Below are 2456 nucleotides of genomic sequence, written 5' to 3'. Positions count from 1 at the left end.
TCCTTGTTAACCCGTCCCGCGGCCCGGCATTCCATAGGCCGGACCCCGGACCTGCGCACCGGGCGCAGCACCCCGTCGCCGCTGGTCATGGCGATCATCCTGACCAGCCAGCTGATGATCGTGCTAGACGCCTCCGTCATCATCAGCGCGCTGCCCAAGATCCACGACGCCTTCGGCTTCTCGCCGACCAGTCTGTCCTGGGTGCAGAACGCCTACACCCTCACCTTCGGCGGCCTGCTGCTGTTCGGCGCCCGCGTCGGCGACATCCTCGGCCGCAGGCGCGTCTACCTCGCCGGCATCGCCCTGTTCACCCTGGCCTCGCTGCTCGGCGGCCTCGCCCCAAACGGCGCCTGGCTGCTGACCACCCGCGCGATCCAGGGTCTGGCCGCGGCCATCGCCGCGCCGTCCACGCTCGCCCTGCTGATGATGAGCTTCCAGGGCCCCCGGGAGCGGATGCGCGCCATCTCGCTCTACGCCGCCGCCTCCAGCGGAGGCGCCAGCGTCGGCCTCGTGCTCGGCGGCCTGCTCACCGACCTGGCCTCGTGGCGCTGGGGACTGTTCATCAACGTGCCGATCGGCATCGCACTGGTGCTGCTGGCCCCGCGCTACCTGCCGGAGACCGAGCGCAACCCGGGTCGCTTCGACCTGGTCGGCGCGGTCAGCTCCACCCTGGGCATGACCGCCCTCGTCTACGGCTTCGTGCGGGCCGGCTCGTCCGGCTGGACCGACCACGCGACGCTCGCCTCGTTCGCCGGCGCGGTGCTGCTGCTGGCCGGATTCGTGCTGGTGGAGCTGCGCGCCGAGCAGCCGATCATGCCGCTGCGGCTGTTCGCCAGCCGCGAGCGCTCCGGGGCATATGTCGCGCGGCTGTTCACCGTGGGCGGCATGTTCGCCTACTTCTTCTTCCAGACCCAGTTCCTGCAGGAGGTGCGCGACTACAGCGCGCTGAAGGCCGGGTTCGCGTTCCTGCCGATGACCGCGGTGCTGTTCGCCACCTCGCGCCTGGTGCCGAAGGTCGCCGGCGCGGTGAGCAGCGGCAGGCTGCTGGTCACGGGCCTCTCGCTCGCCCTGATCGCGATGGCCTGGACCTGTCGGCTGTCCGCGGACACGCAGTACTTCCCGCGTATCGCGCTGCCGATGATGCTGCTCGGTCTCGGCATGGGCATCGCGTTCATCCCGCTGACCTCTTCCGGCATCGCCGGGGTCGACCCGAAGGACAGCGGCGCGGCCTCAGGCCTGGTCAACGCCTTCCACCAGGTCGGCGGATCGCTCGGCCTCGGGGTTCTGGTCACCGTGTTCGGCACCGCGGCCCGCAACGCCGCCGAGCACCACAGCGCCGGTGTCCCGGCCGCGCTGGCCGCCAAGCAGCATCTGGCCCACGCGATCTCCGCGGCGCTCACCGGCTCGGTCGTGTTCCTGGCGGTGGCCCTGGTCATCGTGCTGGCGACGGCGCCCGGGATCTTCCGCAAGCAGCGGCCTTCCGTGAGGTGACCATGCGCGGCGCAGCTTGCACGCACGGACTGCTGCACGCGAACGAAGACGAACCAGCACCCGGCGGCAACAACGAGCGCGCCCCCGGCTTACCGCACTCAGCGGCAGGCCGGGGGCGCTGCTTGTTCACCTAACGCAGCTCACGGATAGCTGACCACGTCACTCGGTCCTCCGAACGAGGAGTTGACCGCCGCGCCGGTTCCGTTGACTACCGACTGAATGCCGCCGGAGCCGTTGAGGAACACCGTGAGGATGTCGTGGAACTGCACCCCTGGGGCGTTCGGGCCCTGGAAGGCCATCGCGTTCTCGATGTCCACGCCCTGGTCGAAGTACGAGTAGCTGCCCATGCCGTAGCCCTGGAAGCTGGTGACCCGGTTCGGCAGGTAGAAGGCCGGATAGCCCTTCTGGGTCGGACTGGCCATCCACGAGGCCTGATCCGGCACCTCGTACGGGTTCTCGTTCTGGAAGAAGATCACCGTCCCGGCCTGGCCGTTCCACACTGTCTCGGTCTTCTGGAAGTGCTCGACCGCGAGGCCGTAGGCGGTGACGTGGTCGCCGTTGACGATCAGGCCGGTGTCGCCCGGGTCGCCGGCCCAGGTTCCGGCGCCCGCGCCGTGGTCCGCGCGCCAGATCCAGACGTCGTCGATGATCGAGTCGGCGCTGTTGTCGACGAAGGCGTCGGTCACCGAGCCGGCCTGCTCGCCGCCGACCCGGAAGAACACGTCGTCCACGGTCACCGGGTCGGCCGCGTGGCTGAGCGGGAAGCCCTTCCAGCCGACGGTGAGCAGCGACGGCGACTTGACCGCCCCGGCGTCGAAGATCAGGCCGGAGAGGTTCACGCCGCCGACGCCGGCCACGTCCATGGTCACGTTGCCGTTGGTCGGCACGAGGGTCGGGAAGCCGAGGCCGATGATCTTGGTGTTCGGCCACAGCACGTGAATGGTCCGCGGCAGGTTGTAGACGCC

Annotated in this window: 2 protein-coding genes; one reads left to right on the top strand and one right to left on the bottom strand. The window is 69.7% G+C overall.

All coding sequences use genetic code 11. From position 1 onward, the window contains the following. Positions 1 to 1491, top strand: a 1491-nt coding sequence (locus VFB40_RS26485) for an MFS transporter (protein WP_324855380.1), incomplete at its 5' end; no start/stop codon positions are given. A 140-nt stretch (positions 1492 to 1631) separates the two neighbouring features. Here the strand turns inward: VFB40_RS26485 and VFB40_RS26480 are convergent. Continuing rightward, positions 1632 to 2456 (bottom strand): pectate lyase-like domain-containing protein (locus tag VFB40_RS26480; protein ID WP_527249214.1); only part of this gene is annotated, 825 nt, incomplete at its 5' end.

Origin of the sequence: Actinocrinis sp., from assembly GCF_035650855.1 — a bacterium.
Taxonomy (GTDB): Bacteria; Actinomycetota; Actinomycetes; order Streptomycetales; family Catenulisporaceae; genus Actinocrinis.
This window is presented reverse-complemented; position numbering and strand designations above follow the sequence as displayed.